Origin of the sequence: Pseudorhodoplanes sp. (assembly GCA_032027085.1) — a bacterium.
Classification (GTDB): Bacteria; Pseudomonadota; Alphaproteobacteria; order Rhizobiales; family Xanthobacteraceae; genus Pseudorhodoplanes.
The window spans coordinates 4,042,315-4,065,818 of the sequence record JAVSMS010000001.1 but is presented as its reverse complement, the minus strand read 5'-3'; the positions used below and the strand labels follow the sequence as shown (position 1 = coordinate 4,065,818).

Below are 23,504 nucleotides of genomic sequence, written 5' to 3'. Positions count from 1 at the left end.
TGCCATGATCGAGATCAAGTCCATCAGCAAATACTACGGACAAATGCAGGTCCTTAAAAACTGCTCGACGCACGTGGCGAAAGGCGAGGTCGTCGTCGTCTGCGGTCCGTCCGGCTCCGGGAAATCGACCCTCATCAAGTGCGTCAACGGGCTCGAACCGTTTCAGTCCGGCGATGTCGTGCTTGACGGTATCAGCCTGTCAGATCCGAAAACGGATCTGCCGAAATTGCGGGCGCGCGTCGGCATGGTCTTTCAGCATTTCGAACTCTTTCCGCACCTGCGCGTGATCGACAATCTGTGTCTCGCCCAGCAGAAGGTGCTGGGCCGCTCGCGCGCCGATGCGGAGGCGAGGGGGCGCAAGCTGCTGGAGCGGGTCGGCCTGATCGAGCATGCCAAAAAATATCCCGGCGAACTGTCGGGTGGGCAGCAGCAGCGCGTTGCCATTGCCCGCGCGCTGGCGATGGACCCGATCGTCATGCTGTTCGACGAGCCAACGTCGGCGCTCGACCCCGAAATGGTAACAGAGGTTCTCGATGTGATGATCGGGCTGGCGCGCGAAGGCATGACCATGATGGTGGTCACGCACGAAATGGGCTTCGCGCGCAAGGTCGCCGACCGGGTCATCTTCATGGACAAGGGCGAGATTGTCGAGGACGCGGCCAAGGAGGATTTCTTCGGCAAGCCGCGCAGCGAGCGCGCGCAGATGTTCCTGTCGAAGATATTGCAGCACTGAACACAAAGCCGAGCTGAAATTCGGTGCGGCGCGGCGTCAGGTATTCATATTCACCGCATCGAGAACAGTTCCTGGTGGAAGCGCTCGTCCACAGGCAGGCCGTGACAGGCGAGATCGGCCCGCAGCGCCGCGCCGAATCGGGCCGGACCGCAGAACCAGACGCTGGCCTCCCGCCAGTCCGGCACGGCGGTGCGAATTCGCTCGCCAGTCAGCAGACCGTCGCGGGCATCGTGGAGGAGGTGCAGGTGCACGCCGGCAGCCTGCGCATCGGCCGTGAGCTTGGCGATGGCCTCCTCGCTCCAGTCGGCGGTGGTGTGAAACAGATCGATGCTCTGCAAATTCGGCCGGCCCACATAGCCTTTTCTATCCATCGCAAGTTGCTTCATGCGTGCGATGAAGGGCGTGACGCCGATGCCGCCGCCGATCCAGATCTGTCGAGGGCGGTCGTCGTCGAAGGTGAAGCAGCCATAAGGACCCTCGACCTTCACCGGTTGCCCGACACGCAGCGTCGTGGGCATGCGCCGCGTAAAGTCACCAAGCTCCTTGGTAATGAAGGTCAGCCGATGCTCGGAAGGCTTCCAGGCTGAGGCGATCGTGCAGGGGTGCGCGCCCTCGTCTTCGTCCCAATTGACGAAGGCGAATTGTCCGGGCTTGTGGCCGGGCCAGCCATGCGGGGTGTCGATCTCGCCTTCGATGACGCGAAGGCTTGGAAAGTAATGGAGTCGCGTGATTGAACCTTCCACCTTTCGGCCCGCCCCGACACGGCGCGCAAGCACCACGATCGCGGCCCATGTTCCGTAAGCGAGGAGGGCCACCATGACCAAGCCGAGCGGCGAAGCCCAGTAGGGGTAATTCATGAGCACCACAGTGTGGAAGACCAGCACCAGATAGACGACCGCGAGTAGTCGGTGGGTCTTGTAGAAGAGGCGATAGGGAATGCGATGGATGAGCGCCGCGGCGATCAGCAGCACTGCGGCGTAGAAGGCCCATTCGCCGACGCCCTCGGCGGTGCCACGCCATGATCGGAAAGCCTGCTCGATTGCGCCGGCGGCAGCCGGCCGCGCGCCCCGCTCGGGGCGAGCGAGCCAGCCGAAGCCCACGGCCCATTTCGGCGCCTCCGACCAGAGCCAATGCGCGATCGCAAGCACGAGCCCGCCGATGCCCAACCATTTGTGCAGGCGGTACATCCTGTCGAGCCCGCCAAGCCACCGCTCCGGCCACTGCGGCCGGAGCGCGAGGACCATCGCAAGGCTCATGCAGGTCATGGCCAGGATACCGCTGAGCTGGACCATCGACCCGCGCAGCGCAAAGAACCCTGAAGATCGGAGGGCGAGCGGCTCAGCCGTAAGCCAGAGCGCGATAAGAAGAGCCAGCGCGCTCCAGAATGCAATCTTGATGTGTTTCACGAAAAAGCCTCGGACTGCTGCGGCTCAATAATGCTATGAATCTCGTGCCGGGTCAGCAGCGACACTGCAGGGGCCTGACACCGAAGCGGCGCCATGCCAGTTGAGTTGAGTTTGCTAAACAGCGCCGGTGCGAGATCGTCGGGGATGCGGCGATGGAGGATTTCTCGGCACCTGCGCAGCGCGCCTGCTAAAAATATTGTAGCACTGAACACAACATGCCGGACGAGGAACCGCCGGCCTTGGGCGCGCTGGCGCTTGCTTCACGGTGATCGGTATTTATACCAATCGGCGAGTGACATGCCGCTCATCAAGCTCAAGCGCGAATGGCTCTGTAAGTGACTGATATTAATAGAAAAATGTCCATCGCCCCGATGATGGAATGGACCGATAAGCATTGTCGGTTCTTCCATCGCCTGCTGACGCGCCGGGCTCTGCTCTATACGGAGATGGTGACGACCGGGGCAGTCCTGTTCGGCCCGCGCGACCGGCTGCTCGGCTTCGATGCGGAAGAACATCCGGTGGCGTTGCAGCTTGGCGGCTCCGATCCGAAGCAGCTCGCGCAAGCAGCGCGCATCGGCGCCGATTTCGGCTATCGCGAGATCAATCTCAATGTGGGTTGTCCGTCCGACCGCGTGCAGGAAGGCCGCTTCGGCGCCTGCCTGATGGCGGAGCCGGAGCTTGTCGGCGATTGTGTCGCCGCGATGAAGGCGGCGGTTTCGATTCCGGTGACGGTGAAGTGCCGCATCGGAATCGACAATCAGGATCCCGAGCAGTCGCTCGATACGCTGACGGTGAAGGTGAAGGCCGCCGGCGTCGATGCGCTGATCGTGCACGCACGCAAAGCCTGGCTTGAGGGACTTTCGCCGCGCGAGAACCGCGATGTCCCGCCGCTCGACTATGATCGTGTCTATCGTCTCAAACGCGCGCATCCGCACCTGACGATTGCCGTCAACGGCGGCATCGCCGATCTCAACCAGGCGCGCGAGCATCTGCGCCATGTCGACGGCGTGATGATGGGCCGTGCCGCCTATCAGGAACCGTGGCGTTTGCTTGCGGTCGATCCGGAACTGTTCGGCGAGCCCGCACCGTTCCCGTCGGTGAAAGCGGCGATCGAAGCCTTCTTCCCTTATATCGAGCGCGAGCTGGCGCAGGGCGCACGCCTGCATGCCATCACCCGGCATATCCTCGGCGCCTTCCGCGCCGTGCCGGGTGCGCGCGCCTTCCGCCGTCATCTCTCGGTCCATGCAGTGAAGCCCGGCGCGGGCATAGGTGTCCTGCGCGAGGCGCTGGACCTGATTGTGGACACGCCTGCGGAATTGACGCACACCGCTGCAGCCTGATCCCGTTATTCGGAGCTGCGGCGATGCTTGGAATTCCTGCCGGCGAATTTGCCTTGTTCGCCGCCATGATCGTCGCGGGCGGGGCCGCGACCGGATTGCTCGCGGGACTCTTCGGCGTCGGCGGCGGCGCGGTGATCGTGCCGGTCCTCTACGAAGTCTTTCGCCTGATGCATGTGCCGGAAGAGGTGCGCATGCAGCTTTGCGTCGGCACCTCGCTCGCCATCATCATCCCGACCTCCATTCGCTCGTTCCGCGCGCATCGCAGACTCGGCAATCTGCCCGCCGGCATTCTGCGGCGCTGGGCGTTGCCGATCATCGGCGGCGTCGTGATTGGCGGATTGATCGCGGCAGTCGCGCCGCCGGCCGTCTTCAAGGCAGCCTTCGTCGTGGTCGCCACTCTGCTCGCCATCCGCTTTCTGTTCGGTTCCGGTGGCTGGAAACTTGGCGAGGAGTTGCCGAAGGGACGTGTCCTGATGACGCTCTATGGCCTCGTCATTGGACTCTATTCAGCGCTGATGGGCGTCGGCGGCGGCGCCGTTTCCACCGTCATTTTGACGCTCTATGGCCAGCCGATTCTGACCGCGATCGGACTGTCTGCGGGTGTCGGCGTGTTGATTTCGCTCACCGGAGCCTTGAGCTTCATGGCCGCCGGCCTGCAGCATCAGGCGCTGATGCCGCCATTATCCATCGGCTATGTCTCGCTGATCGGCTTTGCGCTGATGGCGCCGGTGACGTCACTGGTCGCGCCGATCGGCGCGCGCATCGCGCATGCGATGTCAAAGCGGAAACTCGAAATTGCGTTCGGATGCTTCCTGCTGCTAATCGGGCTGCGCTTCGTCATCAGCCTGCTGTGACCGTTCCGGTCACGGATAGCCGCGCATGATCAGCTTGTCGCCGCGCACTTCCCAGCTTTCCAGACGGTTGAGAAAGCTCATGCCAAGGAGGCTGGTGCGCAATTGCCCCGGCCGCGCGATCAGGGCAGGGATATTGCGCTCAACAAGGCCGCCGACCGCGAGACGGTCGAGCGTCACCGACGCCGCCTGCGTGCGTCCATTCGCGGTGTCGACGGTCACATTATAGCTCAGAATTTCCAGCGGAAGCCCCGCCGCCTTTGCGGCGTCCTGGGTGAGCACGACCGCGGTGGCGCCGGTGTCGAGCACCATCGGAATGCGGCCGCCATTCACTTGCGTCATGATGTTGAACTCGCCGGCGCGCCCGCGCGCGATTTCGACAACGCGGCTTTGCGTGGCGGCATAACCGGGGACCATTTCGGCCATGACCCGGTCATAGACGGTGCGCAACTCGAACCGGTACGCGTAGCCGAGCGCCAGCACCAAGGCGACCACGACCCAGAAGATGATCGCCTGAAACGCCTTCCAGAAACTTTCCCGGAACAACACCAGCACGGTCCCGCCGAGAAAGGCCAGGAAGGCGATCTTCACTGTGAGCGACGCGAAATCGTCGGAGGTGAGAGAGCCAATGGTTCCCTGTTCGTGGCGCACGATCAGGATCGTCAGCGAAAGCCCGAGCCCGGCCAGGAGAATCCAGAGAAGACGATGACGCAAGGGATGCACCTCACCGCCCATCGGGGTGGCTCGCCGGCGCAAGGCCGAGGGCGGCAAGCCGGTCCGGAAGGAGAGCCATGATCCGCGCGCGTTCGCCATTGCTCATGTTCGTCCAGGCTGCGATCTCAGCGCCGTTGCGGCCGCAGCCGCGGCAGAGTCCCGACGGCAGGTCGAGGATGCAGATTTTCTTGCAGGGAGTGAGAATGTCGGACATTCGCCTTGCCGGCCTACAGGATCGATCCGCAACATAAGGGCGCCGGCAACAAAGGCAAAGGCCCGACAATCAGTTGCCGCGCAGGCCGGCAATCAGAGAGGAAGTCTTTTTGCGATAGTCGGTACGCTCGTCGCGCGATGACGCAGGCAGTTCCGGCGCGGTCTGCTTTTCCGGCTGCAGGGTCGGCGCGGGTTCCTCGAGCGGCGCCAGCGCCGACATGACGCGTTCAGGGGGCAGGGCGATGATGACTTCGGTGCCGACGCGCAGTTTCGATTTGAGGGTGAAGGTGCCGCCGTGCAGGTCGACCAGGCTCTTGGCGATCGGCAGACCGAGGCCGGCGCCCTGCTCCGCCGACTTGATAGCGTTGGAGCCCTGGCCGAACGAGGCCAGCACGACCGGAATTTCGTCTTCCGGGATGCCGGGGCCGGTATCCTTCACGCTGAAATATTGACCGCCGGAGGCGGTCCAGCCGACCTTGATCCAGATCTCGCCGCCCTGCGGCGTGAACTTGATCGCGTTCGAGAGAAGGTTAAGGCAGATCTGCCGTATCGCACGCTCATCCGCCCAGACCCGCGGCAGATCCTGCTCGAACAATTCGTGGATGGTGATGTTGCGGTTCTTGGCCCGCAACTTCATCAGATGATGGCAATCCTCCACCACCAGCGCGAGCGGCACGGCCTCTTCATTCAGCTCGTAGCGGCCGGCCTCGATGCGCGACAGATCGAGAATTTCATTGATCAGGCCCAAGAGATGCTGGCCGGACGTGTGGATGTCGTTGGAATATTCCTTGTAGGACGGCACCGAGTGCGGGCCGAAAATCTCCGACTTCATCACTTCCGAAAAACCGAGAATGGCGTTCAGCGGCGTGCGCAATTCGTGACTCATTTGCGCCAGGAAACGCGACTTGGAAATGTTGGCGGCTTCGGCGCGGCTGCGCGCCTCGTCGGAAATCGCCTTCGCCTGCTCCAGTTCGCCGATCAGCAGATCCTTTTCCGCGCGCGCCTGCAGCGTTGCCAGCGCGGACGAATACAGGCGGTAGGCGAGCAGCAGGAAATAGCCCTCCGCCGTGATCGCCATGACGGCGAGAATGTAATTGTTGAGGTCGCCCTTTGTCGCGAAGTTGATTGCGACCGCGGCCGTGACCGGAACGGTCGATGCGAAGACCGCAATCGGCAGGCTCCACGCCAGCATGCTTGATACCGCCACCACCAGCAGCATGACGAACAGCATGAAGGTGCCGGTGCTCTCGCTGACGCCGACCGGCTGGATGAGATTGAACATCCAGGCCAAGCCGAAGAACATGTCGAGCGTGATGAAGCCAAGCCGCGACTTCTTGATGTTGACCTCGGATTGCGGCGTCGCGAGGAATTTGCGGCATCGTGCGATGATGACGAGGTGAATGAGCAGGACGCTCGCGGTCCAGATGCTGGCGATCAGGGCGCCGGTCCACAGGCTGGACAGCAGGCCGACCATGCCGACCAGCAGGATGACAACGAGCGACGCGGAGAGGCGGTTTTGTGCGAAAAGACGCAGCAATTCGTAGTCGAAAACCGGCCGCGTACCGGTGGTCGAGGTCAGGCGGTCGCGGGCATCCCGGACGCGTTGTGCCGCGGCGCGCCGGCGTTTCGACAGCAAAAACTGGCGCTGATCTGTGGCGGTACTCGTCATGGGGGTACGCGGTTACGCAGGACGTCAGGCTAAACTGTCCCAAAATCCTTAAGGGCAACCTTAACTAAAAGGTAAAACCGCCGGTTAACGCAAAGGAGAGGGCATGAAACTTTATGACGGGGGCCGTGCGCCCAATCCGAGGCGTGTCCGGGTATTTCTGGCCGAGAAGGGGATTTCGGTGCCCCTCGAGCCCGTGGACATCGGCGCCAAGGCGCATCGGAGCGAGGCTTTCACTGCCATCAACCCGCTGCAGCGGCTGCCGGTGCTGATCCTGGATGACGGCACCGTCCTCACCGAATCCATCGCGATTTGCCGATATTTCGAGGTTCTGCATCCGCAGCCGCCGCTTTTCGGAACGGACGCCAAGAGCACCGCCCTGATCGAGATGTGGCAGCGGCGGCTGGAGCTCACTCTCTACCTTCCGGTCCAGGCGGTCTTCCGTCATCTGCACCCGGCCATGAAGGAATTCGAAGTCCCGCAAGTCGCTGAATGGGGCGAGGCGAACAGGCCCCGGGTGATGGATTTTCTGGCGCTGCTGGATCGGGAACTGGCCGGCCGCCGCTACATTGCCGGGGACGATTTCTCGGTCGCCGATATCACGGGCCTGGTGACGCTGGATTTCTTCAAACCGGCCAAGCTGACTTTGCCCACCGAATTGACGCATGTGGCCCGCTGGCATGGCGATCTGGCGGCTCGTCCCAGCGCCAAGGCCTGAAGCCGGCCTTCCGAGGACAGAAGGCAGCCCCGTGAACCGACGTCCGGGCGGCGACGACGAACTCCAGAGGCATTGGAAAATGCCGCCCGATCTCCCTGGAGGGACGTCATGTCACGGACAGGTTTTGCACTGAGGCTTTTTGCCTTGCTCGCTGCTGCATTCTGCCTGTGGCAGAAGCCGGCCGCCGCGCAGGTGTCTCCGCGTCTGGTCGAAACCGCCGGCGCTGCGCGCCAGATCAATACCGGCTCGCCGTTGCGGACCGCGTCGCTCGAAAACGGCGCTGCTGCACAGGTGAGCAACGCCAAGGAAAAGCGCCTCGCGCTGGTGATCGGCAACTCGAATTATGAAGCGGTGAAAGCGCTTCCCAATCCGGCAAACGATGCCCGCGCCGTCGCACAGCTTTTGAACACCGCCGGCTTCGAAGTGGTTATGGCCTTCGATCTCAACCGCGACACTCTGCGTCAGGTGGTCAGCGAATTCAGCGCGCGCATCACCGAGTCGGGGCCAAATTCCGCGGCGCTGGTCTACTATGCCGGTCATGGTCTGCAGGTCGATGGTGAAAACTTCCTGGTGCCGGTCGATGCAAAGATCGAGAAGGAAGAAGACGTTCCGGAGCAGGCCGTCCGTCTTGCTGACGTGATGCAGGCGCTGGAAAACGCGCCAAGCCGCATCCGCATCGTCATTCTCGACGCCTGCCGCAACAATCCGTTCTCCGCGCTCGGCGATGCGAGCGGCAAAGGTCTTGCGATTGTCGACGCGCCGGCGGGTTCGATCGTCGCCTACGCGACCGCGCCAGGCACCGAAGCCTTCGACGGCGCCGGGCAGCACAGCCCGTACACGGCCGCCTTCATCAAGAGTGTCAAGCAGCCCGGCCTTCCGATCGAGCAGCTCTTCAAGCGCGTGCGCGTTCTGGTCGCCGACGCGACCGATGCGAAACAGATGCCGTGGGAAAGCTCCTCGCTCACCAGCGATTTTGTGTTCTTTGCCACCGACCCGAATGCCAATGTCGCGGCTGTTCCGGCTGTCTTGCCGGAGAAGGTTGCGGTTGCGCAGCTCGCGACGCGCTCGGTCGAGAAGGCCTACGAGGTCGTCGTCGCCGAAGACTCGGTCGAATACTATGAAGAGTTCGTGCGCATCTATCCGGCGCATCCGCTCTGTGAGCGCATCCGCCGCCTGCTGTCGCTGCGGCTGCAGATGATCGCCTGGCGCAAGGCCACGAAGTCCAACTCGGCCGATGCCTATAAGACGTTCCTCTCGAAACACGGCAACGGTGATTTCGCGGGCAACGCGAAGAAGCTGCTCGAACGTCCGCGCCTTGTCTCGCTGCCGGTCGCGCCGAAGATCGACGTCAAGACGGGCCCTGTCATCGGCTTCCCGAAAAACGACAATGGCAAGACCGGCCCGGTCATCGGTTTTCCTAAGAATGACAACATTAAGACCGGCCCGGTTGTGAATGTGCCGAACGGCCAGAATGGCTCGGCCGGCGGCATCAAGACCGGTCCGATCGTGAAGCCGAATGGCCCGCTCATTCCTTTTCCGCAGAATCCGCAGAATGGCCAGAACGGCAGCACACCGGGCAAGGTGACCACGCTTCCGAAGCCGGACGGCATCGGCACCAGGCTGCCGAACAACGGTCAGGTTGTGACGTTGCCAAAGCCAGGCGAGGGCGCAAACAAGGATACCGGCATAGTCAAGCTGCCGAATGGCGCCAAGATCACCACCCTGCCTGTGAACAGGGACCGCCCGGTGATCAGGCGCGATCTGCCGAACGGCAATACCGGCATCGTTGCTCCGAAGATCAAGGTGCAGCCGAAACCGATCAGCAATGTAAAGGTCCGCCGCGAGATCGGAATTCAACGCAAGGCGGTTCAGCGTGAGCAAAGCTTCCGGCAGAGCGCCGGCGGCTTCACCGGGCGGCTCCGCTGAGCAATCGGAGCGGCGCGCGGACGTGCGGCGCTCCTCGCCACCGAAAAGTGAATTCTGACGCTCCAGCCGCGGGCGTAGGCTGTGAAAAGCAGGCGAAGAGCAAAGTGCAAAGCGAATGTCATGGGCAGAGGAGTGGTCCGATGTGGCTCAACCCTCTTGGAATGCTTCTTGGATTGATCGGCCTTTTGCTTTGGATCAATCCCGCCACCGCCGAATCCCGCCTGGCGCTGGTGATCGGAAATTCCGCTTACAAGACCGTCACGGCTTTGCCCAATCCGGCGAACGACGCCAGGGTCATGGGCGTAATGTTGCGGGCGGCAGGTTTCGAGCTGGTGGATGCGCCCGATCTGTCGCAAGCGGACATGCGGCGGGCGCTGCGCGATTTCGCGGCCAATGTCGCGTTGAAGGGGCCCGATACGGTTGCGCTGGTTTATTTTGCCGGTCACGGCCTGCAGATCGAAGGCGAGAATTATCTCGTACCGGTCGATGCGAAGATTGAACGTGAAGCCGATGTTGCAATTGAAGCGGTACGCCTCGCCGACGTGATGGCTGCGCTGGCCTCCACGCCCAGCCGCACGCGCATCGTCATTCTGGATTCATGCCGTAACAACCCGTTCTCGTCGATCAGCAAGACGACGGGCAGGGGGCTCGCGATCGTCGATGCGCCGACCGGCTCGATCGTCTCCTATGCGACAGCGCCGGGCATGGAGGCGCTGGATGGCGCCGGCGACAATTCTCCGTTCACCGCGGCTTTGGTCGACGTCGCGAAAGAACCCAATCTGCCCATCGAGCAGGCGCTGAAACGCATTCGGCTCAACGTGCATAACGCGACAGAAGGCCGCCAGACGCCGTGGGAGAGTTCTTCGCTGACCTCCGATTTCGCATTTTTCGGATCGCCGAGCGCAACGGTCGCCTCGGGTGCGGCAACGCTGCCGAAAGCGATCGGCGCCGCTGCAAGCGCCGGCAAGCCGGCGGGATTCTGGCGCAAGCAATTGCAGGGGCGTTCGCCGCAGGAGGCGTTTGAATTTGTCATCCTGGAAGATGACGCCGACGCTTATGAGGAATTCCTGTCGCTGCATGCGAAGACGGCGTTCGCGCCGCGCGTGCGCGGATTGCTGGAGCGCCGCCGCGAAATGATGGCCTGGTACACGGCTGTGACGGTCAACACCGTGACCGCTTATGACGCCTTCCTTGCACGCTATCCGGATAGCGATTTGGCGCCAACCGCGCGCAAGATGCGCGACCGCGCCAGAGACCGCGCGCAATCGGCGAATCTCGCCCGCGGCTTTCCCGGAATGGGCAACACAGCGACGCCGGCTGTCGTTCCTGCGAGTCTGCCGGCTGCGCCCGCAGCGTGCTCATGTCCCGTTCCGGCGAAACGCGCCGAACCGGTCAAGCCGCAGCGGCCAACGCGCCCGCCGCGCGGATCGCGGCCGCCGGTGATCGAGGATGAGGAGGACGTCATCATCCGGCGTCCGCCGCCGCGCGTGACAGGGCCCGGTTCGTCGATCGGCATTGTCACCGGCCCAGGCCGGCCGCGGCCGCCGGTGACGCATTATCCTCCGAATAGGCGTCCGCCGGCAATCAATCAGCGGCCGCCCACGTCATGTCCTCCTGGCGCGCCGTGCCGGCAATTCCGCTGATCAGCGCTCGAGTCGTGCGATCAGGCTTGACGTGTCCCAGCGCTTGCCGCCCATCTTCTGCACTTCGGAATAGAACTGGTCGACCAGCGCAGTGACCGGCAGATGCGCCCCGTTGCGGCGCGCTTCCGCGAGGCAGATGCCGAGATCCTTGCGCATCCAGTCGACGGCGAAGCCGAAATCAAACTTGCCTTCGGTCATGGTCTTGTAGCGGTTTTCCATCTGCCAGGACTGTGCCGCGCCTTTGGAAATGGTGGCGATCAGTTTTTCGATATCGAGGCCGGATTTCTTGGCGAAGTGGAGACCTTCCGACAGTCCCTGCACCAGACCGGCGATGCAGATCTGGTTGACCATTTTTGCAAGCTGGCCGGAGCCGGGCGATCCCATCAGGTTGCAGGCGCGGGCATAAGCGGCGATCACCTTCTCGGCGCGCGCGAAAGGCTCGCCGTCGCCCCCGCACATGACCGTCAGTACGCCGTTCTCGGCACCGGCCTGACCGCCGGAAACGGGCGCATCGACGACATCGAAGCCGCCTTTCTTCGCCGCGTCATACAATTCGCGTGCGATCTCGGCGGAGGCGGTGGTGTGATCGACAAAGATCGCGCCTTTCTTCATGCCGGCAAAGGCACCGTCCGGCCCCAGCGTCACCTGCCGCAGATCGTCGTCATTGCCGACGCAGCACATGACGAAATCCTGCCCCTCCGCTGCCTGTTTGGGGGTCTTGGCGCTCTGGCCGCCGAATTTAGCCACCCATGCGTCGGCCTTGGCGCTGGTGCGGTTGTAGACCGTGACCTCGTGGCCGCCTTTGGTCTTCAGATGGCCCGCCATCGGATAGCCCATGACCCCGAGCCCGAGAAACGCAACCTTCGCCATTATTTCCTCCTTGGACCGTCGCTCTTGTTTGATTGCGCGCAATGTGACGGCTTGTGCGCGCCCGTCAACCCGCTATCTAGACAATGTCAAATCAAGCCGGAGACGTGCCAATGGCGCCCACCAAACAACAGATTCTCGATCGTCTCGCGGCGGTAGCCGCGCCGGACGGGCGCAAGGTCACCGAAACCGGAGCGCTGTCGGATATCGTAGTCAGTGATGGCAAGGTATTTTTCTCACTCAGCGTCGATGCCGCCGCCGTCAAGGCGTGGGAGCCGGTGCGCAAGCAGGTCGAGGACGCGGTCCGCTCTGTTCCCGGCGTGACCTCGGCCATGATCGCGCTGACCGCCGAGCGGGCGGCCAGCGGCCCTGGGGCACGGCAGGCATCTGCACCAGGCGGACCTCGTCCGCATGGCCATGCCCCGGCGGGCCCGTCCGGGGTGCCCGGCGTCAAATCCATCATCGCTGTCGCCTCGGGCAAAGGCGGGGTCGGAAAATCCACCACCGCGATCAATCTGGCGCTCGGCCTGCGCGACGTTGGCTTGAAGGTGGGCGTGCTGGATGCCGACATCTATGGCCCGTCGCTGCCCAAGCTGCTCGCGATCCGGGAAAAGCCGCAGACCATTGGGGGCAATCAGCTGAAGCCGATCGAGCGTTACGGCCTGACCGTCATGTCGATCGGCTTCCTGATCGAGGAAGAGACGCCGATGATCTGGCGCGGCCCGATGGTAATGTCGGCGCTGACGCAGATGCTGCGCGAAGTGGCCTGGGGTGAACTCGACGTGATGGTCGTGGACATGCCGCCCGGCACCGGCGACGCGCAACTCACCATGGCGCAACAGGTGCCGCTCGCCGGCGCCGTCATCGTCTCGACCCCGCAGGATTTGGCGCTGATCGACGCGCGGCGCGGCATCGCCATGTTCCAGCGCGTCAACGTTCCGATCCTCGGCGTGGTCGAAAATATGAGCTATTTCCTGTGCCCGAGTTGCGGCACGCGTTCCGACATCTTCGGACATGGCGGCGCGCGCCATGAAGCCGAGCGCCTCAAGGTGCCGTTCCTCGGCGAGGTGCCGCTCGATATGTCGATCCGCGAAACCTCCGACTCCGGCTTGCCGATCGTCGCCACGCAGCCCGACAGCGCGCATGCCAAAATCTATCGCGGTATCGCCGAGAATATCCGCAACGCGCTGGCCGGGCCCAGCCGCGCGGCGCCGAAGATCGTGATCGAGGCATAGGGGCGCATGAGCGACAGCGTTCTGCCGCAGCCTGCGCCGGCTGTCTCCATCCGCCCTGCCTATGTGATCGCAGCAATCGCCGCCTTCGCCGCCATGTTCGCGGCGATTGCAATCGACAATATCTGGTTTCTCAATTTCGTGCATGTCATGGCCGGCGTGCTATGGACCGGCATCGATTTGTTTCTCGGCTTCGTGCTGGGACCAATCATGCGGCGGCTGCCGTTCGACACGCGACGTTTGATCACTTCCGCGCTCGTTCCGCGCATCATGATTCTCATGCCCACGCTTGCCATCATCACCGGCACCGCCGGCTGGTTTCTGGCCCAGCGCATGGGGTATCTCGATCTCGGCTATCCGGAATTCTATTGGGTCGCCGCTGCGCTTGTGATCGTCACCATCCTGACCGTGCAGGGGCTCGGCATTCTCACACCCACGAACATCCGTGTGTTTCTGGAAATGCAGAAACCGAAGCCGGACGGCGAGAAAATCGGGCGCTGGATGAAAACCTATGTCCGCATCGTCGCCTTTCAGGGCGTGATGCAGGTCGCGATCATGGTGGTGATGGCGCGGTTCGGCGCGGGGCTTTAGTTTTCGTCATGGCCGGGCTTGTCCCGGCTATCCACGTCTTTCTTGCGGCAATGACACTAAGACGTGGATGCCCGCGACAAGCGCGGGCATGACGCTCAATTGCGAAGGCCTGATTTCATCGGCTGCATTTTGAGTCAGTCAGACTTTCAGGATGATGGGCAAAACGTTTTCAGTCGCTTGGCACGCTTTAGCGCATCGATCAAAGCAGCCAGCGGAACGCCCGCGGCGGCCCAATATGCCGTCATTCAGAAGGACCAGAGCCTTTAGCCATATCTTGATGGATTGGGTTTCGCGATCGCCGCGCGCAGTCAGGCCAAGGACATTTTGCCCTGGCTGCGCAAGCTGGACGCGCAAAAGGAGAAGACTGTGAACAGGGCGCTGGCGCTGACGGCGCAGGCCTTTCCCGGCATCGGGCGGCCGGACGCCGGCGAAAGTGCGGGTGTCCGAGCTACTCGCTGCTGCCTCTGGCGCCAAGCTGGCTGTCTCGAATAGGACCGGTCGGGACCAAGTGGGCAGTCGACGAGTGGGCGGTCCGATCGGCGATCGGTCGCCCGCCGGAGGTGCGCCCTTTTTCGCATTGACGCGGCCTCATTGATTTGTGAAAGGCGAACCCTTGCGCCGGTTCTACCGCCACTTCATGTTACCGCCAATTTGTAGACGGCAGGCGACCCCGAAGAACGATCAGAATCAGGCGTCCCTGGCTGAAATCCAATGGAAATGGAGAGGAAGAATGAAACGTCGGCAATTTATTTCAGCTATCGGCGCCGGCGCCGCGGCAACCGCGATTGCAAAGCCCGCGATCGCCCAGTCAATGCCCGAGGTGAAGTGGCGCTTGACCTCGAGCTTCCCGAAGTCGCTCGACACGCTCTGGGGCGGCGCTGAGACCATCGCCAAGTCCGTCGCTGAAGCCACCGACAACAAGTTCCAGATCCAGACCTTCGCGGCCGGCGAAATCGTTCCCGGCCTGCAGGCCGCCGACGCGGTGACCAATGGTACGGTCGAGATGTGCCACACGGCGTCGTATTACTATGTCGGCAAGGATCCGACCTTCGTGCTCGCGTCTGCCATGCCGTTCGGCCTGAACACGCGCATGCAGAATTCATGGATGTATCAGCACGGCGGCACCGAGCTGCTCAATGAATTCTACAAGAAGTTCAGTATTCATGCGCTTCCGGCCGGCAATACCGGCTGCCAGATGGGTGGCTGGTTCCGCAAGGAGATCAAGGATGTCTCCGATCTGAGCGGCCTGAAATTCCGCATCGCCGGCTTTGCCGGCCGCGTGCTGCAGAAGCTCGGCGTCGTCCCGCAGCAACTCGCCGGCGGTGACATCTATCCGGCACTAGAGAAAGGCACGATCGATGCCGCCGAGTGGGTCGGCCCGTTCGATGACGAGAAGCTTGGTTTCCAGAAGGTCGCGCCGTTCTACTATTACCCCGGCTGGTGGGAAGGCGGCACCGCGATCCACGCTTTCATCAACATCGACAAGTGGAATCAATTGCCGAAGCACTATCAGGCAATCCTGCGCAGTGCCTGCGATACAGCCAATCTGTCGACCACTGCCAAATACGATGCGGTGAACCCGGGTGCGCTCAAGCGTCTGGTCGCGTCCGGCGCGCAATTGCGTCCCTACTCGCAGCCGATCATGGAAGCCTGCCTGAAGGCTGCCAACGAAGTTTACGCGGAAACTTCGGCTTCCAACGCCAACTTCAAGAAGATTTACGACAATCTGGTCGCTTTCCGGGGCGACGGGTATTTGTGGTGGCAGGTCGCCGAATACACATTCGACACCTTCATGATCCGCGCCCGCACCCGTACATAGCAGCGGTTCAGGCTTACGGCGAAGCCGGCCCCTCGGGGCCGGCTTTTTTTTTGAGGAGCCTCTGGATAACGGTCCGCGGCTCAGCCATGCTAGCAGACACCCGACCGGCACGCAGAAGGCCGGCTGTGCGTCCCGCAATGCGGGGAGGAACCAGAGGAGATCATCAGCTAATGAAACGTCGTCAATTCCTGACGGCGGCAGGCGTCGGCCTTGCCGCCAGCGCGATTGCAAAGCCCGCGATTGCGCAATCCATGCCGGATATTAAATGGCGTCTGACCTCGAGCTTTCCAAAATCGCTCGACACGATTTACGGCGCCGCCGAGATTTTTGCCAAATCGGTAGCGGAAGCGACCGACAACAAGTTCCAGATTCAGGTTTTCGCAGCGGGTGAAATCGTGCCCGGTCTGCAGGCGGCCGATGCGGTCACCAACGGCACCGTCGAGATGTGCCATACCGCATCCTATTATTATGTCGGCAAGGATCCGACCTTCGCCTTCGGAACGGCAGTGCCGTTCGGCCTCAACCAGCGCATGATGGATGCCTGGATGTATTCAGGCGGCGGCCTGGACCTGATGAATGCCTTCTACAAGAAGTACAACATTCATGCGATTCCGGCTGGCAATACCGGCGCGCAGATGGGCGGCTGGTTCCGCAAGGAGATCAAGGATATTTCCGATCTCAAAGGCCTGAAAATGCGCATCGGCGGCTTTGCCGGCCGGGTGGTGCAGAAGATCGGCGTTGTTCCGCAGCAACTCGCCGGCGGCGATATCTATCCGTCGCTGGAAAAGGGAACGCTCGATGCGGCCGAGTGGGTTGGCCCCTATGACGATGAGAAGCTCGGCTTTCAGAAGGTCGCCCAGTATTACTATTATCCCGGTTGGTGGGAAGGCGGCCCGATGCTGCACAACTTCGTCAATCTCGGGAAATGGAACGAACTGCCGAAGAACTATCAGGCGATCGTGTATGCGGCCTCGCATATCGCCAACACCATAATGATGGCGCGCTATGATGCTGGAAATCCTGCGGCGTTGCGGCGGCTGGTGGCAAGCGGGGCGCAATTGCGGCCATTCCCGCAGACGGTCATGGAGGCCTGCTACAAGGCCGCCAACGAAGTCTATGCCGAAACATCGGCAAATAACGCGGACTTCAAGAAGGTCTACGATGCCATGGTGACCTTCCGTGGCGATCAATATCTGTGGTGGCAGGTGGCGGAATACGGCTTCGACACTTTCATGATCCGCGCACGCGGCCGCGGATAACGTCTGCCGATGCCAATTGAAAACCCCGGAGCCTGCTCCGGGGTTTTTTTGCCGCTATTGAATTTTCGGCGGTGTGTCGAATTGCAGCGGCGGCAGGTCGGGCATCTGGATGTCGATCTTGACCTTGGACGGATCGACGGTCGCGCCGGTCCCTTTGTAGTGCATCACCATGCCGGGGAAGGCGATCACCAGCGCCACCATGATGCACTGGATCACGACGAACGGCACCGCGCCCCAATAAATCTGCCCGGTCGTGATCGGCTCCATGCGAAGGCCGGTGACGCGGTCGGTGTAAGGCTCGCGCGGCGCGACTGATCGCAGATAGAACAGTGCGAAACCGAACGGCGGATGCATGAACGATGTCTGCATGTTCACGCCGAGGATGATGCCGAACCAGATCAGGTCGATGCCAAGTCGTTCGGCCGCCGGCCCCAGAAGCGGGATCACGATGAAGGCGATCTCGAAGAAATCAAGGAAGAAGGCCAGCACAAATACAAAGAGATTAACGAAGATCAGGAAGCCGGTCTGTCCGCCTGGAAGCCCAACCAGCAATTCCTCGACCCAGCGGTGACCGTCGACGCCGTAGAAGGTTAGCGAGAAGACGCGCGCGCCGATCAGGATAAAGACGACGAAGGCTGACAGCTTGGCGGTCGACTCGCTCGCCTGACGCACGAGGTCCCAGCGCAAACGGCCCTTCATGATCGCCAGCACAAGGGCGCCGACCGCGCCCATAGCGCCGCCTTCGGTCGGCGTAGCGACGCCGATGAAGATCGTGCCGAGAACGAGGAAGATCAGCGCCAGCGGCGGCACCATAACAAAGATCACCTGCTCGGCGAGCGCAGACAGAAGGCGCAGACGCAACAGCCGGTTCAGGACTGCGATGGCGAAGGCGATGCTGACGCCGATCGACATGGTGAGCACCACGAAATCCGCGCCGGCGCGCACGTCGGTCGTGCGCATATAGAGATAGGCGGCAACGCCCGAGAAGACGGTCACGATCAACAACGATATCACGCCGCGCTTGCCGTTCGGCTCCTTGTAGATGACCGCCTCGAGCGGCAGGCCGGGCGCGGCCTTCGGCGCGAAAATCGTCACCAGGAAAACATAGAAGGCGTAGAGCGCCGACAGCACGAGGCCGGGGATGAAGGCGCCTTCATACATGTCGCCGACCGAGCGCCCGAGCTGGTCGGCCATGACGATAAGCACGAGCGAGGGCGGAATAATCTGCGCCAGCGTGCCGGAGGCGGCGATGACGCCGGTCGCCACCCGCCGGTCGTAGCCGTAGCGCAGCATGATCGGCAACGAGATCAGGCCCATGGAGATCACTGAGGCCGCGACGACACCGGTGGTGGCGGCGAGCAGGGCGCCGACGAAGATCACCGCATAGGCGAGGCCGCCACGGATGGTGCCGAACAATTGCCCAATGGTGTCGAGCAGATCCTCCGCCATCCCGGATCGCTCGAGGATCAGCCCCATGAAGGTGAAGAAGGGGATCGCGAGCAGCGTGTCGTTGTTCATCACGCCGTAGACGCGCTCGGGCAGGGCCTGCAGAAAATCCGGGCGAAACAGGCCGAGCTCGATGCCGATCAGGCCGAACAGCAGGCCGTTGGCGGCCAGCGAAAATGCCACGGGATAGCCCAGCAGCAAAAACACCACGAGGGCCGCAAACATGATCGGAGCCATGTTATGGATCAGAAATTCCACCATCTTGGGCTCACCCGTTCACTGTTCGCGCGCGGACTTGATTTCAGCCGCGATCCGCTCCGCCTCTGCTTCGGCCGCATGATGAACATAAGCGTAGGGATCGGGAATAAGGCCGCGCATCACCGCGACACGTTTGATCAGTTCGGAAATGCCCTGGAAGAACAACAGCGTGAAGCCGATCACGATCAGCGATTTGGCCGGCCATTGCGGCAGACCGCCGGCATTCAGCGATTGCTCGTTGACCGCGTAGGACCGCGTGAAGAACGGCCAGGAGGTGATGATCATCACGACGGTGAGCGGCAGCAGGAACAGCGCGTGGCCGACGACGTCGATGATGTCGCGCACCTTCTTCGGAAACATGCTGTTCACGATGTCGATGCGGATATGCTCGTTCGACAGCAGCGTCCATGGCGAGCATAGAAGGAAGATCACGCCAAACAGGATCCACTGCAATTCGAGCCAGGCATTCGATGAGGTGTCGAACACCTTGCGCACCGTCGCATTGGTGGCCGAAACCAGGACGACGACAAGGACGAGCCAGGAGAGCCATCGCCCGAGGCGCGAGTTGACGGCATCGATGGCGCGGCTAAGCGCAAGAAGCATTTGCACTGTGAGGCGTCCCTCTGTCTGCCCGCTTTTTCTGAGAGCGCGTGTGGCCGTGCTTTTCTTGGTGACGGGCGTCCGCTTCCCCCTCGGACGCGCCCGCCCAAGCTTAATTCAGACCCTGCGCCGGGCGTCAACGAAAACTTAGGTCGTAGGGGTGAGCCTAGCCGCCGGTGACACTCATGTGCCGGGGCAAGGCCGGCCGTTTATGGCGGCGGTCGATCACGAAATCATGACCCTTGGGCTTGCGGGAGATCGCCGCATCGATTGCGGCATGCAGCAGATCGTCGGCCTCGGAGGTCCGCAACGGCCCGCGCAAATCGGCCGCGTCTTCCTGCCCCAGGCACATGAAAAGCGTTCCGGTGCAGGTCAGCCGCACGCGATTGCAGCTCTCGCAGAAATTATGTGTCATCGGCGTGATGAAGCCGAGCCGCCCGCCGGTTTCGGCGACTTGCATATAGCGCGCAGGCCCGCCGGTTCTGTAGTCGATCTCCTGCAGCGAATACCGCTCGGCCAGGCGGGCGCGCACCATCGACAGCGGGAGGTATTGGTCGAGCCGGTCTCCATCGACTTCGCCGAGCGGCATCACCTCGATCAGGGTGAGGTCCATGCCGCGCCCATGCGCCCATTCCAGCAGCGCCGGAATCTCGTCTTCATTCACGTCCTTGAGCGCGACGGCGTTGATCTTGATCTTCAGGCCCGCCGCCAGTGCAGCGTCGATCCCGCGCAGCACCTTGTCGAGCTCCCCCCAGCGGGTGATGGTCCGGAACTTGTCCGGGTCGAGCGTATCCACCGATACGTTGATGCGTTGCACGCCATAGCTTTTGAGTTCGGACGCATATTTGGCGAGCTGCGACCCGTTGGTGGTCAGCGTCAGTTCGTCGAGGGCGCCGCTCTCGAGGTGGCGCGCCAGCGAGGCAAACAGCGTCATGATGCCGCGCCGCACCAGCGGCTCGCCGCCGGTCAGCCGCAGCTTGCGCACGCCGCGCGCGACGAAGGCGCTGCAGACGCGGTCGAGCTCTTCCAGCGACAGCAATTCCGCCTTCGGCAGAAACGACATGTGCTCGGACATGCAGTAAAAGCAGCGGAAATCGCAGCGGTCGGTGACCGAGACCCGCAGATAGGTGATGGCTCGCGCGAACGGGTCGATGAGGGCAGGGCGCGTGGTGGAGGGGGTGAGATCGTTGGGACGTATGGTCATGCCTGGCACCTGAGATCGCCAATATAGGGGTTTGGCGGCGCAGGTAAAACCCGTTCTTGAAGAGGCTTTGAGCTGGCTCAACGAAGTGGCTTTTGAACCGGCCGAACGATATGTGAGGATCATGACCGAGAAATCCCCCACACCCTGGCCCACCGAGCTGCGGCTGGCCAAAGACCGCAAGAGCCTCACCGTCGCCTTCGACAATGGCGAGCGTTTCGAGCTTGCCGCCGAATATCTGCGGGTCAAAAGCCCGAGCGCCGAGGTGCAGGGCCATTCGCCGGACGAACGCAAGACCGTGCCCGGCAAGCGCGATGTGATGATCCTGGAGATCCAGCCGGTCGGGAATTATGCGGTGCGTCTCGTCTTTGACGACATGCACTCGACAGGAATCTATTCCTGGGACTACTTTGCCGAAATCGGGCGCAAATACGATGTCTATTGGCAGGATTATCTGGACGAACTGGCGGCAAAGGGCCTGAGCCGCGATCGCATTCGCCGCTAGTTTCAGCAACGCTGAGAAACGCCTCAGATTGAAACGCGTTGACTATCGCCGTCACCCTGAGGTGCTTGCGCGAAGCATAAGCCTCGAAGGGCGACGGCCTCGAAAACGCTTTCAGTCAATCCAAACGACGGCTATCGCAGCACGACCACCTTGGCACCGAGCCGCACCCGATTGTAGAGATCGATCACGTCGTCATTGGTCATGCGGAAACAGCCGGACGACACCGCCTGTCCGATTGTCTCCGGCTCGTTGGAGCCGTGAATGCGATAGAGCGTCGAGCCCAGATACAGCGCGCGCGCGCCGAGCGGGTTTTCCGGCCCGCCCGGCATATGGCGCGGCAAGTCAGGCCGGCGCTGCAGCATCTGCGCCGGCGGCGTCCAGTCCGGCCATTCGCGCTTGGCGCTGACCGTCTTCACGCCGGACCAGCGAAAACCGTCGCGGCCGACTCCGATGCCGTAGCGAATCGCACGGCCGTCGCCGAGAACGTAATAGAGTCGGCGCTCACTCGTGTTGATGATGACGGTGCCCGGCTTTTCCCCGCTCGAAAAACTCACCATCGTGCGCGGAACCGGCGACATGCCGAACATGCTGTAGACTTTTCCGCGCGGCGCGCCGCCGGTGAAGCGCTCGTCGACTTCAAAAGGCAAAAACTGCGCCTGCGCCGCCAGACTGGAAAACATCAACGCAGTACAGGCCATCGCACAGACAGCAAAATCCCGCCGCAGCATTTTCAATCCTCTCGTTTCAAACCGGCATCTTCGACAATCAGTCTTGAAAACTTAAAGCCATGATTTTCACGCCGCAGCAAGACCACTGGGTCACACCTGAGTGATACGGCCGCGACAAATCGGAACAGGCTGGATGTGAAATGGTGGGCGCGACAGGGATTGAACCTGTGACCCCTCCCGTGTGAAGGGAGTGCTCTCCCGCTGAGCTACGCGCCCCGACCAAAGGGTGGGGGATTTAAGGAATCGGTCGGAAGGGTGTCAAGCAGGCTGCGCCTGCCAGAATCCTGAAAGTCGGCAAATTATCGGATCGGATTGGCCGCCGGCGGCCAGGGCGACGTTGCGGGCGGCGGCGGGGCGGGTTGCGCCGGGGCTGGCGCGCTGGCCGGTGGTGCCGGTTCTGCGGCCGGGCGCGCGACTCTCGGTTTCTTTGCGGGCCGCCGCGGCGGCGGCGCCTTCACAAGTTCGGCGTAGACCGGGCTCGGGTCGAACCGCGGCAGGTTTGACACGATCGCCGCGGTCTCACTGTCGCCGCGCGGATCATCCGGTGGCATCATCTTCACATTGACGGTTTGCGGCTGATAGCCGGTCAGCGAGAAGGTCGCCATGAAATCGGCCGCAGGCACCGCAAGCGCGCAAGGTGTCTTGCAGGTCTGCCCGCCCGAGGTCTTCACCTCGGCGCCGGCCGGTTCAGATTCAAATTGTAGAGGCACCGTCGGCGTGGCGGTTTTCAGCATATCGCCCGACGACGAGCACGCCGCCAGCGCGAAACCGCATGCCGCGATCGCTAGCATTTTGTGCATAAGGTTGATTCCGTCCCTTCGCGCGCGGCCCGTGACCGCCGTTCCACCCCACCTAACCATACGGGCGAGGCTCTGCCGGTGCAACACGGTTAGGCAGTCATTGATCGCGCGGGGCAATTTTTAGAAATAGCCGCCGCAATGGACATGCGAAGGCCTCCCTTTGCCTCAATTGTGGTTAACGGTCGCGCGCCCGCGCCCTGCCATCGGCACGAGTTCGAAGATCGTGGCGGGAAGCGCGGCATAGCCGCTGATCACCCGGTCCGGCTGGAAGGCGGCCACCGGCGTGTCGGTGTAGCCAAAATCGACGGCGACCACGGGCACCTCCGCCGCCTGCGCCAGGCGAATATCAGTTGCCGAATCCCCGACCATGACGGTTTGCATCATCTCGCCGCCAGCGCGCGCAACCGTTTTTCGCAGCACGTCCGGATGCGGTTTCTTCACCTCGAAGGTGTCCTGCCCGCAAATGGCTGCGAAGCGTTGCGTGAGTTGCAATGCGTCGAGCAGCCGGCGCGACAGCCATTCAAACTTGTTCGTGCAGACCGCCAACATGCAGCCGCGCTCCGCGAGAATATCCAGCGCCTGTTCCACGCCGGGGAACGGGCGCGAGCGGTCGGCGATATGGTCTGCGTAGTGTTTGAGAAATGTCTGAAACAGATCGTCGAGTTCGGCCACTGGAAGCGCGCGGTTCTGTTCGGCCAGCGCGCGCTCCAGCATTGGCCGAACGCCGCCCCCGATCAGCATCCGCGCGGCGTCGTAGGCCATCGGCGGAATGCCTTCGCGGGTCAGGATTACGTTCAGGGTATCGACCAGGTCGGGCGCGGTATCGACAAGTGTGCCGTCGAGGTCAAAAACGACGATGGGGCGGGACATGCCCCTCGCTAGCCCCGGCGCCCTGCGCTGGCAAGGGGCCTTCTTGGTATGGTCATTTGGGGGCTAGGTTCTAGGCCGGATCAGGGCTAGAGAGACACCCAAACGCGCTAAGGACCCC

The 23,504-nt window shown here is 62.4% G+C and carries 22 protein-coding genes, 1 tRNA gene and 1 pseudogene; 12 read left to right on the top strand and 12 right to left on the bottom strand.

What is annotated here, in order from left to right; all coding sequences use genetic code 11:
* Nucleotides 1–4: 4 nt before the first annotated feature.
* A complete protein-coding gene (locus RO009_19910; protein MDT3687300.1) occupies nt 5–733 on the top strand; it encodes an amino acid ABC transporter ATP-binding protein in 729 nt (242 codons plus the stop codon).
* Nucleotides 734–783: 50 nt separating this feature from the next.
* Here RO009_19910 and RO009_19905 read toward each other — a convergent pair whose 3' ends face one another.
* Nucleotides 784–2,139 (bottom strand): ferric reductase-like transmembrane domain-containing protein, encoded by a 1,356-nt coding sequence (locus tag RO009_19905; protein MDT3687299.1) that lies wholly within the window; start codon nt 2,137–2,139, stop codon nt 784–786.
* Between the two features lie 356 nt (nt 2,140–2,495).
* Here RO009_19905 and dusA point away from each other — a divergent pair, with 356 nt between their 5' ends.
* Both dusA and RO009_19895 read left to right on the top strand, forming a co-directional pair.
* Nucleotides 2,496–3,479 (top strand): tRNA dihydrouridine(20/20a) synthase DusA, encoded by a 984-nt coding sequence (gene dusA / locus RO009_19900; GenBank protein MDT3687298.1) that lies wholly within the window; start codon nt 2,496–2,498, stop codon nt 3,477–3,479.
* A 23-nt stretch (nt 3,480–3,502) separates the two neighbouring features.
* On the top strand, nt 3,503–4,333 hold the full coding sequence (locus RO009_19895) for a sulfite exporter TauE/SafE family protein (GenBank protein MDT3687297.1): 831 nt from the start codon (nt 3,503–3,505) through the stop codon (nt 4,331–4,333).
* 9 nt (nt 4,334–4,342) lie between these two features.
* Here the strand turns inward: RO009_19895 and RO009_19890 are convergent.
* The 3 genes and pseudogenes from RO009_19890 to RO009_19880 form a co-directional block, all read right to left on the bottom strand.
* A pseudogene (locus tag RO009_19890) lies at nt 4,343–4,720 on the bottom strand (TIGR02281 family clan AA aspartic protease).
* 334 nt (nt 4,721–5,054) lie between these two features.
* Nucleotides 5,055–5,258, bottom strand: coding sequence for a DUF1289 domain-containing protein (locus RO009_19885; protein MDT3687296.1), 204 nt, complete (start codon nt 5,256–5,258; stop codon nt 5,055–5,057).
* Nucleotides 5,259–5,327: 69 nt separating this feature from the next.
* Nucleotides 5,328–6,926 carry a HAMP domain-containing sensor histidine kinase gene (locus RO009_19880; GenBank protein ID MDT3687295.1) on the bottom strand — a complete coding sequence of 533 codons (1,599 nt, stop codon included), beginning with the start codon at nt 6,924–6,926 and terminating at the stop codon, nt 5,328–5,330.
* Between the two features lie 103 nt (nt 6,927–7,029).
* On the opposite strand from RO009_19880, the gene RO009_19875 reads away from it, so the two are divergent.
* The 3 genes from RO009_19875 to RO009_19865 all read left to right on the top strand — a co-directional run bounded on the left by RO009_19875 (nt 7,030) and on the right by RO009_19865 (nt 11,210).
* Entirely contained in the window at nt 7,030–7,641 is a 612-nt protein-coding gene (locus RO009_19875; protein MDT3687294.1) for a glutathione S-transferase, read from the top strand.
* A 108-nt stretch (nt 7,642–7,749) separates the two neighbouring features.
* Nucleotides 7,750–9,567: a caspase family protein gene (locus tag RO009_19870; GenBank protein MDT3687293.1), complete on the top strand. Its 1,818-nt coding sequence runs from the start codon at nt 7,750–7,752 to the stop codon at nt 9,565–9,567.
* 140 nt (nt 9,568–9,707) lie between these two features.
* On the top strand, nt 9,708–11,210 hold the full coding sequence (locus RO009_19865) for a caspase family protein (GenBank protein MDT3687292.1): 1,503 nt from the start codon (nt 9,708–9,710) through the stop codon (nt 11,208–11,210).
* Here RO009_19865 and RO009_19860 read toward each other — a convergent pair whose 3' ends face one another.
* The gene (locus RO009_19860) at nt 11,211–12,080 is read right to left on the bottom strand and encodes an NAD(P)-dependent oxidoreductase (protein MDT3687291.1); all 870 of its coding nucleotides are present in this window, start codon (nt 12,078–12,080) and stop codon (nt 11,211–11,213) included.
* Between the two features lie 110 nt (nt 12,081–12,190).
* On the opposite strand from RO009_19860, the gene apbC reads away from it, so the two are divergent.
* From apbC to RO009_19835, 5 genes are all read left to right on the top strand, one after another.
* Nucleotides 12,191–13,312, top strand: coding sequence for an iron-sulfur cluster carrier protein ApbC (gene apbC / locus RO009_19855; GenBank protein ID MDT3687290.1), 1,122 nt, complete (start codon nt 12,191–12,193; stop codon nt 13,310–13,312).
* Nucleotides 13,313–13,318: 6 nt separating this feature from the next.
* Nucleotides 13,319–13,900: a hypothetical protein gene (locus RO009_19850; protein ID MDT3687289.1), complete on the top strand. Its 582-nt coding sequence runs from the start codon at nt 13,319–13,321 to the stop codon at nt 13,898–13,900.
* A gap of 63 nt (nt 13,901–13,963) precedes the next feature.
* Complete coding sequence (locus RO009_19845) at nt 13,964–14,167, top strand: hypothetical protein (protein MDT3687288.1); 204 nt, start codon at nt 13,964–13,966, stop codon at nt 14,165–14,167.
* A gap of 463 nt (nt 14,168–14,630) precedes the next feature.
* Nucleotides 14,631–15,719: a TRAP transporter substrate-binding protein gene (locus RO009_19840; protein MDT3687287.1), complete on the top strand. Its 1,089-nt coding sequence runs from the start codon at nt 14,631–14,633 to the stop codon at nt 15,717–15,719.
* A 170-nt stretch (nt 15,720–15,889) separates the two neighbouring features.
* On the top strand, nt 15,890–16,978 hold the full coding sequence (locus tag RO009_19835) for a TRAP transporter substrate-binding protein (protein MDT3687286.1): 1,089 nt from the start codon (nt 15,890–15,892) through the stop codon (nt 16,976–16,978).
* Between the two features lie 54 nt (nt 16,979–17,032).
* On the opposite strand, the gene RO009_19830 is transcribed toward RO009_19835, so the two are convergent.
* The 3 genes from RO009_19830 to moaA form a co-directional block, all read right to left on the bottom strand.
* Complete coding sequence (locus RO009_19830; protein ID MDT3687285.1) at nt 17,033–18,685, bottom strand: TRAP transporter large permease subunit; 1,653 nt, start codon at nt 18,683–18,685, stop codon at nt 17,033–17,035.
* A gap of 15 nt (nt 18,686–18,700) precedes the next feature.
* A complete protein-coding gene (locus tag RO009_19825) occupies nt 18,701–19,291 on the bottom strand; it encodes a TRAP transporter small permease subunit (protein ID MDT3687284.1) in 591 nt (196 codons plus the stop codon).
* A gap of 157 nt (nt 19,292–19,448) precedes the next feature.
* Nucleotides 19,449–20,486 carry a GTP 3',8-cyclase MoaA gene (gene moaA, locus RO009_19820; protein MDT3687283.1) on the bottom strand — a complete coding sequence of 346 codons (1,038 nt, stop codon included), beginning with the start codon at nt 20,484–20,486 and terminating at the stop codon, nt 19,449–19,451.
* A 121-nt stretch (nt 20,487–20,607) separates the two neighbouring features.
* On the opposite strand from moaA, the gene RO009_19815 reads away from it, so the two are divergent.
* Complete coding sequence (locus tag RO009_19815; protein MDT3687282.1) at nt 20,608–20,988, top strand: DUF971 domain-containing protein; 381 nt, start codon at nt 20,608–20,610, stop codon at nt 20,986–20,988.
* Nucleotides 20,989–21,119: 131 nt separating this feature from the next.
* On the opposite strand, the gene RO009_19810 is transcribed toward RO009_19815, so the two are convergent.
* From RO009_19810 to gph, 4 genes are all read right to left on the bottom strand, one after another.
* Nucleotides 21,120–21,716 carry a L,D-transpeptidase gene (locus RO009_19810; protein ID MDT3687281.1) on the bottom strand — a complete coding sequence of 199 codons (597 nt, stop codon included), beginning with the start codon at nt 21,714–21,716 and terminating at the stop codon, nt 21,120–21,122.
* A 141-nt stretch (nt 21,717–21,857) separates the two neighbouring features.
* Nucleotides 21,858–21,932 (bottom strand) — tRNA-Val (locus tag RO009_19805).
* 83 nt (nt 21,933–22,015) lie between these two features.
* Nucleotides 22,016–22,516 carry a PEGA domain-containing protein gene (locus tag RO009_19800; GenBank protein ID MDT3687280.1) on the bottom strand — a complete coding sequence of 167 codons (501 nt, stop codon included), beginning with the start codon at nt 22,514–22,516 and terminating at the stop codon, nt 22,016–22,018.
* A 165-nt stretch (nt 22,517–22,681) separates the two neighbouring features.
* Nucleotides 22,682–23,386 carry a phosphoglycolate phosphatase gene (gene gph, locus RO009_19795; protein ID MDT3687279.1) on the bottom strand — a complete coding sequence of 235 codons (705 nt, stop codon included), beginning with the start codon at nt 23,384–23,386 and terminating at the stop codon, nt 22,682–22,684.
* Nucleotides 23,387–23,504: the final 118 nt, after the last annotated feature.

What these genes read in the sequence shown, in the direction of transcription:
- RO009_19830 (MDT3687285.1), bottom strand. Translation starts at nt 18,685, where the DNA reads ATGGTGGAATTTCTGATCCATAACATGGCTCCGATCATGTTTGCGGCC.
- dusA (MDT3687298.1), top strand. Translation starts at nt 2,496, where the DNA reads ATGTCCATCGCCCCGATGATGGAATGGACCGATAAGCATTGTCGGTTC.
- RO009_19835 (MDT3687286.1), top strand. Translation starts at nt 15,890, where the DNA reads ATGAAACGTCGTCAATTCCTGACGGCGGCAGGCGTCGGCCTTGCCGCC.
- RO009_19860 (MDT3687291.1), bottom strand. Translation starts at nt 12,080, where the DNA reads ATGGCGAAGGTTGCGTTTCTCGGGCTCGGGGTCATGGGCTATCCGATG.
- gph (MDT3687279.1), bottom strand. Translation starts at nt 23,386, where the DNA reads ATGTCCCGCCCCATCGTCGTTTTTGACCTCGACGGCACACTTGTCGAT.
- RO009_19840 (MDT3687287.1), top strand. Translation starts at nt 14,631, where the DNA reads ATGAAACGTCGGCAATTTATTTCAGCTATCGGCGCCGGCGCCGCGGCA.
- RO009_19880 (MDT3687295.1), bottom strand. Translation starts at nt 6,926, where the DNA reads ATGACGAGTACCGCCACAGATCAGCGCCAGTTTTTGCTGTCGAAACGC.
- RO009_19800 (MDT3687280.1), bottom strand. Translation starts at nt 22,516, where the DNA reads ATGCACAAAATGCTAGCGATCGCGGCATGCGGTTTCGCGCTGGCGGCG.
- RO009_19815 (MDT3687282.1), top strand. Translation starts at nt 20,608, where the DNA reads ATGACCGAGAAATCCCCCACACCCTGGCCCACCGAGCTGCGGCTGGCC.
- RO009_19910 (MDT3687300.1), top strand. Translation starts at nt 5, where the DNA reads ATGATCGAGATCAAGTCCATCAGCAAATACTACGGACAAATGCAGGTC.
- RO009_19895 (MDT3687297.1), top strand. Translation starts at nt 3,503, where the DNA reads ATGCTTGGAATTCCTGCCGGCGAATTTGCCTTGTTCGCCGCCATGATC.
- apbC (MDT3687290.1), top strand. Translation starts at nt 12,191, where the DNA reads ATGGCGCCCACCAAACAACAGATTCTCGATCGTCTCGCGGCGGTAGCC.
- moaA (MDT3687283.1), bottom strand. Translation starts at nt 20,486, where the DNA reads ATGACCATACGTCCCAACGATCTCACCCCCTCCACCACGCGCCCTGCC.
- RO009_19810 (MDT3687281.1), bottom strand. Translation starts at nt 21,716, where the DNA reads ATGCTGCGGCGGGATTTTGCTGTCTGTGCGATGGCCTGTACTGCGTTG.
- RO009_19870 (MDT3687293.1), top strand. Translation starts at nt 7,750, where the DNA reads ATGTCACGGACAGGTTTTGCACTGAGGCTTTTTGCCTTGCTCGCTGCT.
- RO009_19850 (MDT3687289.1), top strand. Translation starts at nt 13,319, where the DNA reads ATGAGCGACAGCGTTCTGCCGCAGCCTGCGCCGGCTGTCTCCATCCGC.
- RO009_19865 (MDT3687292.1), top strand. Translation starts at nt 9,708, where the DNA reads ATGTGGCTCAACCCTCTTGGAATGCTTCTTGGATTGATCGGCCTTTTG.
- RO009_19885 (MDT3687296.1), bottom strand. Translation starts at nt 5,258, where the DNA reads ATGTCCGACATTCTCACTCCCTGCAAGAAAATCTGCATCCTCGACCTG.
- RO009_19875 (MDT3687294.1), top strand. Translation starts at nt 7,030, where the DNA reads ATGAAACTTTATGACGGGGGCCGTGCGCCCAATCCGAGGCGTGTCCGG.